This is a genomic window from Nocardia sp. NPDC057353, from assembly GCF_042667085.1.
Taxonomy (GTDB): domain Bacteria; phylum Actinomycetota; class Actinomycetes; order Mycobacteriales; family Mycobacteriaceae; genus Nocardia.
This window is the reverse complement of record NZ_JBHVAK010000116.1, coordinates 1-7,953: the sequence shown is the minus strand read 5'-3', so window position 1 is coordinate 7,953 and position 7,953 is coordinate 1. Positions and strand designations below refer to the sequence as shown.

Annotated in this window: 6 protein-coding genes; 5 read left to right on the top strand and 1 reads right to left on the bottom strand. The window is 68.4% G+C overall.

Features of this window, described 5'->3' with window-relative positions:
- Positions 1–476 precede the first annotated feature (476 nt).
- A complete protein-coding gene (locus ACFUUZ_RS31275; RefSeq protein WP_378702578.1) occupies positions 477–3,491 on the top strand; it encodes a Tn3 family transposase in 3,015 nt (1,004 codons plus the stop codon).
- 19 nt (positions 3,492–3,510) lie between these two features.
- Here the strand turns inward: ACFUUZ_RS31275 and ACFUUZ_RS31270 are convergent, their stop codons facing one another.
- Positions 3,511–4,158 (bottom strand): TetR/AcrR family transcriptional regulator, encoded by a 648-nt coding sequence (locus tag ACFUUZ_RS31270; RefSeq protein ID WP_011212399.1) that lies wholly within the window; start codon positions 4,156–4,158, stop codon positions 3,511–3,513.
- 128 nt (positions 4,159–4,286) lie between these two features.
- On the opposite strand from ACFUUZ_RS31270, the gene ACFUUZ_RS31265 reads away from it, so the two are divergent.
- The 4 genes from ACFUUZ_RS31265 (at position 4,287) to ACFUUZ_RS31250 (ending at position 7,616) form a co-directional block, all read left to right on the top strand.
- The gene (locus ACFUUZ_RS31265) at positions 4,287–5,870 is read left to right on the top strand and encodes an MFS transporter (RefSeq protein ID WP_378702580.1); all 1,584 of its coding nucleotides are present in this window, start codon (positions 4,287–4,289) and stop codon (positions 5,868–5,870) included.
- A complete protein-coding gene (locus ACFUUZ_RS31260) occupies positions 5,867–6,310 on the top strand; it encodes a universal stress protein (RefSeq protein WP_043737890.1) in 444 nt (147 codons plus the stop codon). The genes ACFUUZ_RS31265 and ACFUUZ_RS31260 overlap by 4 nt, the downstream gene beginning before the upstream one ends.
- A gap of 21 nt (positions 6,311–6,331) precedes the next feature.
- Entirely contained in the window at positions 6,332–6,859 is a 528-nt protein-coding gene (locus tag ACFUUZ_RS31255) for a PaaI family thioesterase (protein ID WP_280489959.1), read from the top strand.
- A gap of 139 nt (positions 6,860–6,998) precedes the next feature.
- Positions 6,999–7,616 carry a recombinase family protein gene (locus ACFUUZ_RS31250; RefSeq protein WP_040801230.1) on the top strand — a complete coding sequence of 206 codons (618 nt, stop codon included), beginning with the start codon at positions 6,999–7,001 and terminating at the stop codon, positions 7,614–7,616.
- Positions 7,617–7,953: the final 337 nt, after the last annotated feature.

The following is a 7,953-nucleotide window of genomic DNA, read 5'->3' as shown; positions in this document are numbered from 1 at the left end:
CGGCGCAGCCGACGCGCAGCGCCCTGGATGCCCGGTGACCGTGTGATAGCCCCAGATCAGGCCGATCGGAGAGGCGCCGCACACCACACCCGGCGGAAAGCAGGCGCGAGCCCCCGGCTCGCGGACGACGGCGCCCGCGCCGTCGCACCACCCACCTGCAGCACGCGCCCGAGCCTTCCCCGGACCACCCCACCCAGCTGCGGATCTCTAGACCGCCACCTCCGCGCACGACGCCACCAGCCCACCCCGTTGCCCAACCCACCCCCGCACCCAAACTTTCCGATTTCACCCCAACCCAACCACCTCCCACTCCTTTTCCCTCCCATACGGGGTAGCCGTAGCATCCGCCGAAAATCAGGCGGATATGGCGTAGCCGCCTGGTAGGCATCGGGTTTCGGGTTCGGCATGCGCTGTCGGCTGGTTGGTGCTTGGCTGCCGGTGATGGTGTTGGTCGGCGCTGGTGGAGGCTGGGGTTCGTGGCGACGCGGATGTTCGCGGACGAGGAATTGGAACGTCTGCGGGGATTCCCGGAGATCAGCCGCGAGGAGCTGTTTCGATACTTCACGCTCACGTCGGCGGATCTGGCGTTCGTGGATCCGGGCCGCGGCCGGGGACCGGCCGAACGGCTGGGCTTGGCGATCGCGTTGTGCACGCTGCCGTGGCTGGGATTCGTGCCGGATCGACTGGTCACGGCCCCACCGGTGGCGGTGGCCCGCCTCGCCGAGCAGCTGCGGGTCGACCCGGTGGTGATCGGTGCCTATGGCAGGCGAGCCAAGACCCGCACCGAGCATGTGCGCCTGGCCGCGCGGTACCTGGGATGGCGTGCGGCCGGTGCGCTCGAGTTCAAGGAGCTCGACGAGTTCCTGCTCGCGCGGGCGATGGAGCACGATTCGCCGACTCTGTTGTTCCGGCTGGCGTGTGAGTATCTGATCTCGGCGAAGGTGATCCGGCCGGGCCCTGTCACCGTGGTGGAGCGGGTCGCCCACGCCCGGCACCAGGCCCAGACCGAAACCTATGACCGGCTCGCTCACGAGTTCACTGCGGCGCGGTGTGCGGAGTTGGACGGCTTGCTGGTCACGGACGCGTCGCTGGGGATCTCGCGGTTGCGGTGGCTGTCGACCGGGCCGGTGGAGGCGTCGGCGGCTGCGGTCCGCGCCGAGGTCGACAAGCTGGGGTTTCTGCGGGGTTTGGGTGCTGATCGGCTGGATCTGTCGGTGCTGCCCGCCGAGCGGCGCCGGTTCTTGGCCACGATGGGCCGGCGTCTGAGTCCGCAAGCCCTGGAGCGTCGGGATCCGCAGCGCCGGTATCCGATCCTGCTCACGGTGCTGGCCCAGTCGGGCACCGATGTGCTCGATGAGGTCGTGGCGTTGTTCGATCAGGCGATCTCGGCGAAGTTCGGTGCCGCCGAACGGAAGATGCAGCAGCAGCTGGCCGAGCGCGGCAAGACCGGCGAGGACCGCCAGGCGCTGCTGGACGATCTCTTGGAAATCGTCACCGACCCGACGGTGGCTGATGAGGAGATCGGCGCGCTGATCCGCGGCGAGAAGATCGGGTGGGAACGCCTGCGCGCGGCGATCGCCCAGGCCAAACCCAGGTTGCCGCGTGATCACGGGCATCTGGCAGCGCTGGATTCCTCCTACAACTACCTGCGCCAGTTCACCCCCGCAGTGCTCGAGACGGTGCGCTTCGCCGGCGGCACCGCCGCTACCGAGCTGCTGATCGCGGTGAACATGCTGCGCGAGCTGAACGCGACCGGGCGGCGCAAGGTCTTCGACGACGCCCCGACCGGATTCGTGCCGACGAAATGGCGCGGCTACCTCGACGAGGCCCGAAAGACCGGTAGCGCCACCGCGTACCGGCACTACTGGGAATTGTGCGTACTGCTCGGACTGCGCGACGGGCTGCGCAGTGGGGATGTGTTCGTGCCCGGCTCGCGCCGCTACGCCGACCCGGCCGCCTACCTGCTCACCACCGGGCAGTGGGAACCGCAACGCGGCGAGTTCTGCCGCCTGGTCGGGCGATCCGCCGATCCCGGCGTCGCGCTGGCCGCCGTGGTCGCCGAACTGCACGACGCGGTCGGTGAGCTGGAGGCGGTGCTGGCCGGCGGGGACGGCCCGGTCAGGGTGGACGAAGGCGGGGATCTGGTGATCTCGCCGCTGAGCGCGGAAGATGTTCCCGCCGAGGCGATCGCGCTCAAGGCCGAGCTGACCGACATGCTGCCGTTCGCGCCGATCGTGTCGCTGTTGATCGAGCTGGACAAACGCACCGGCTACCTGGACTGCTTCACCCACGCCGGTGGCCAGGCCACCCGGACGCCGGAGCTCAAACGCAATCTGATCGCCGTGCTGCTCGCGCACTCGACGAACCTGGGGTTGACCCGGATGGCGCAGGCGTGCGGGATCACCTACGACATCCTGGCCTGGACCGATGAGTGGTATGTGCGCGAGGAGACCCTGCGCGCGGCCAACCTCGTGTTGATCGGCTACCACCAGCGGCTACCGCTGACCCCGGTGTTCGGCGCCGGCACCCTGTCGTCGAGCGATGGGCAGCGTTTCCCGACGCGCGGTAAGTCGACTACGGCGCGGCCGTTGAGCCGGAATTTCGCCAGCGAGGGCCTGTCGACCTACACCCATGTCACCGATCAGCATGCCACCTACGGCACCAAGGTGATCGTGGCGACCAAACGTGAAGCCCATTACGTGCTCGATGAGATCCTGGGCAATGCCGCGGATCTGCCGATCACCGAGCACGCCACCGACACCCACGGGGTCACCCTGGTCAACTTCGGGTTGTTCGACCTGCTCGGGATGCAGCTCTCGCCGCGGATCCGGGATCTGGGCCGGATCACCCTGTACCGGCCGGGCCCGCGCGCGCAGGCCGAGGCCCGGTTCCCGCATGCGGGCCCGCTGATGACCCGCAAGGCCAACCTGGAGTTGATCGCCGAGCACTGGGACGATCTGCTGCGGTTGGCCGGATCGCTGAAGTTCGGGCACGCCACCGCGTCGCTGCTGGTCGGCAAGCTCTCGGCGTCGGGGCGGCAGAACACTCTGGCCGCGGCGCTCAAGGAATACGGAGCGCTGCGGCGCACCATCTACGCCGCGAGGTACCTCTCCGATCCGGACTATCGGCGCAAGATCTCGCGGCAGCTCAACAAGGGCGAGTCGCTGCACGCGCTGCGCCGCGACCTGCTCTATGCCCACGAGGGGATGATCCGGGCGCGCCATCTCGAGGACCAGACCGAGCAAGCCTGGTGCCTGACCTTGGCGACCAACGCTGTGATCGCCTGGACCACAGAGTATTACGGGCTCGCTGTCGATCAGATGCGCCGCGCCGGGCAGCGTATCGATGACGAGGTCCTGGCCCATATTTCCCCAGCGCACAGTGCCAACATCAACTTCTTCGGTGCGATCGAGGTCGACATCGACGCCGAGCTGGCCCAGCTGGGCCCGACCGGGTACCGGCCGCTGCGGGTGCGTGACACCTTGTTCTGACTGCGCGGCCGATCTGTGGTTACGGCCTGCCGGTGCCGGTCGGGCTGGTTGATGCGGTGGCTGTTGAGTGAGCGGTGAGGAAGTTGTCGACGAGCCGGGCGCAGTCGTCGTGGTCGATGGTGCGTAGTCCGGTGAGGCGGGCGAACACGATCGGGCCGAGGAGTTCGATGATGGCGAAGGTGGTGTCGAGTTCGCCGAGTGTGGCGCGGGCGTCGGGGCTGGTGAGGATCTGGTCGAACGGTCGGCGGTATTGCTCGATGACGCGGGCGCGTAGTGAGGTGAGCGCGGCCGGGTCGGTGTGGTTGTCGTCGATGGATCCCATGGCCAGCCAGGCCAGGGTGGTCATCTGTACCGGGGCCTGTTCGATGAGGTCGGCTTGGGTGGTGAGCAGCGTGAGGAGCTGCTCGCGTACCGGGGTGGTGCCGGTGGGGGCGTCGACGTGGGGGAGCAGCCGTTCGAAGGTCGCCGCGAGCAGATGGGTGGTGCTGCCGAAGTGCCGGTAGAGGGTGGCGCGCGCGACTTTCGATACGCGGGTGACCGCTTCGACGGTGACCGCCTCGACACCGCCGGTGGACAGCAGATGGGTGGCCGCGTCGAGCAACCGGTTGCGTGAGCGTGCCAGCCGCGGATCGGCCTGCTCGTCGTCCGCGGGGTGCGGGTCGGTCATGGACGCGTGTTCCTCCGGATTCGTGCCGTGCGGCTGTGGGTGTGAGTGGACTCTATCCCACACCCCGACCCCTATGATACGAATGGTCTCGCACAGAGACTATCGGTCTCTAAAGTCGGGAGGTGCCGGTGGACACGCCTGGGACGGACACTGTCGAGATCGCCCGGTGGACCCGGGCCGAGTGGTGGATGCTGACGGTGTCGTGCCTGGCGGTGGCGCTGGTGGTCGCGGCGATGGCGGCGTTGTATTCGGCGTTGCCGCAGATCGCGGTCGCGACCGGGGCCACCCAAGCTCAGCTGACCTGGATCGTCGACGGCTACACACTGGTGCTGGCGTGTCTGGTGCTGCCCGCCGGCGCCGTCGGTGACCGTTACGGGCGACGTGTGGTGCTGGTGGCGGGATTGGTGGTGTTCGCCGCCGCCTCGGCGCTGCCGCTGCTGCTGGACGAGCCGGTGTGGCTGATCGCGACGCGCGCCCTGGCCGGGGCGGGCGCGGCGCTGGTGATGCCCTCGACGCTGTCGATCCTGACCGCGGGGTTCGCCCCTGTTCATCGCGGCCGGGCGGTCGGGATATGGGCCGGGGTCGCCGGATCCGGGGCGGTGCTGGGGATCCTCGGTGCCGGGGTGCTGCTCGAACGATGGTCGTGGCCCTCGGTGTTCGTCGGGTTGACCGTGGCCGGGACGGTGCTGGCGGTGCTGGCGTGCACCATCGCCGAATCCCGCCACCGTGAGCATCCGCCGGTGGACTGGGTCGGCGCGGGCACGGTGGCGGTCGCGGTCGCCGCGATCGTGTTCGCCGCGATCGAGGTCCCCGCACGCGGCTGGGCCGACCCGCTCGTCGCCGCCGCGGCCGGGATCGGTGTGGCCGCGGCGGTGGCGTTCGTGGTCGTCGAACTGCGCAGCGCGGCGCCGCTGCTGGACGTGCGGTTGTTCACCCGCCGCGGTTTCGGTGCCGGGTCGCTGTCGGTGACCATCCAGTTCCTGGTCACCTTCGGAGTGTTCCTGCTGCTGGTGCAGTACCTGCAGCTGATCTTCGGTTACGGGCCGCTGGCCTCGGCGCTGGCACTGGCACCGATGGTGGTGCCGCTGGTCGCGATCTCGGTGATCGCGCCGTGGCTGTCGAGCCGGGTCGGATTACGGGTGATGACCGTGACCGGCCTGCTCACCATCGCCGCCGGGCTGGTGCTGGTGAGCCGGTTGACCCTCGCCGCAAACTATCCCGACCTGCTGTGGCCGCTGCTGATCATGAGCGCGGGCCTGGGATTGTGCACCGCCCCGGCGACCTATGCCATCGTCGCCGACACCCCAGAGGCCAAACACGGGGTCGCCGCCGCGGTCAACGACGCCGCCCGCGAGATCGGCGCCGCGATCGGGATCGCCGTGGCCGGCAGCGTCCTCGCCGCCGGCTACACCCACCGCATCCAGCCCGCCTTGGCCCGGCTACCCGAGCCCGCCCGCGGCCCGGTCGCCGATTCCCTGGCCGCCGCCCTGCAAGTCGCCGACCAGGCCGGGCCGGTAGCCGCGCCGCTGGCCGAGTTCGCCCAAGCCGCGTTCGTGCACGGCAGCGGCCAGGCCGCGCTCGCACTGGCCGCCCTCACCACCGCCACAGCGATCGTGCTGGCCGTCCTGGCCCCCGGCCGCACGCCACGCCCGCACATGAGAACCTCTCCCCCCTCCTCACACGCCTCTCCTCGTGAAAGACGCCCGTCATGACGGCCTACCACACGATCATCGTCGACACCGACGGATCCGACCGCTCCTACCGTGTGGTCGAGCACGCCGCAGAACTCGCCCACGCCACCCACGCCCGGCTACTGATCGTCTGCGCTCGCCACCGCATCGACGAACACACACCCAAGGCCCACCTCGACCGGCCCGGACCCGAGACCTCCCCGCTGCACGGCAGCACCCCCGCCGACACCGTCCTGCGCATCGCCCACCAGCACGCCCTCGCCCACGGCGCCACCGACGTCGACACCCACATCCTGGACGAACCCGCCCTACCCGCGCTGCTGCACCTGGCCGCGGCCACCGCCGCCGACCTCATCGTCACCGCCAACCCCCACCGGTCACCACTGCTGGCCCAGCTGCTGTCCACCCCACCGATCGAGCTCGCCCGCAAAACCCACTGCGACATCCTCATCACCGCCTAAACACACTCACAGAAAGCACCCATGACCGAGAACACACCCAGCACCCACACACCCGAGCCCCGCCAGGTCCCGGACTGGATCCCCGCCTTCCCCGTGCTCGCACCCGACTCCGCCGACCTGCCGCCCCACCACGACCACTGCCTGGGCTGCGGACCGGCCAACCCCCACGGCCACCGGCTACGCGCCCGACGCGACGCACACGGCGTCTACGCCCACCACCGCTTCGACTCCCGCCACGTCGGCGCCCCAGCGATCGCCCACGGCGGCGCGGTCGCCACCGTCCTCGACGAGCTATTCGGACTCCTGCTCTACACCGTCGGGGAACCCGCCGTCACCCGCCACCTCGCCATCGACTACCTCGCCCCGATCCTGCTCGACACCCCCTACACCCTCCGCGCCCACATCCACTCCCGCGACGGCCGCAAACTCCACCTGAAAGCCACCATCGAAAACGACCACGCCCACGTGGTCACCACCGCCACCGCCCTGTTCCTCATCGTCGACGTCAACCACTTCCTCACCCCACAACACACCCCCACACACCGATAACACCCCCCTGACCTGTTCCGTAACCCGATCGTCCACCGGAACACCACGCAGAACGAACATCGGCCCAGCACACCGGTGTTCCGTAGAGGTGTTCCGCAAACTGTGCCGGTCAACCCCCGCCATCTGGAACACTTTCGGCATGGGTGAGCCGTTCCGCATCGGATACTGCCGCTGCTCCACCGACGAACAAGACGTCGAGATCCAAACCGAACAACTACTGGCGCTCGGAGTGCCGCGCGAGCGGATCTTCATCGACAAAGGGTTCTCCGGGACCACCCGCAAGAACCGGGCCGGCCTGGACAACGCACTCGCCGCCGCCACCTCCGCCGCAGCGGCCATCGACGAGCGACAGGTAGTGCTGACCACGACGAAGTTCGACCGATTCGCACGCAACATGGCCGAAGCAGGCCAGACCCTGACCGAACTGCGCGAGCGCGATGTGCTGTTCGGACTCGGGAGCTCGATCTACGACTGGGCAGACCCGTTCGGCAAGCTCTTCCTGCAAACCCTCGCCATGGTCGCCGAATTCGAAGCCAACCTCAACCACCTACGCACCCGCGAGGGCATGGCCAAAGCCCGCGCAAAAGGCAGACTCAAAGGCAAACAGCCGAAACTACCTCTCACGGCACGGAAAACAATCCACCGCCGCTACCACGACCCCGCCGACGACGCGAGCCTCGCTGACCTCGCCGAGGAATACAGCGTCGGCCGCTCCACCATCCACCGCATCGTCAGCAATGCTCCACCACGAGCCTGAGAATTCACCAGCCTGTCGTAAAGACCCCGCTACTTCGCACTTCCTGACAACCCTTGGGTTGCGGGCCCTTACGTCCCACACGAGTACTGACCCGAATCGGATCGTCGGCGAGCTGGGCGGATACGCCGCGCCCACCAGGAGCCGGTGGCGAGACAGACGATCGTTTCAACCCAACAGGCCGAGCGGATCATCGACCAGACACAACGCCATATCCGCCCGATTTTCGGCAAATGCTACGGCTACCCCCATACCTGACTTACATCTTTTTGATTTCTGATTGCTCCCCCCACCCCCGTCCGACATCACATGCGCACGAAGTGGGTATGTGATGTCGGAC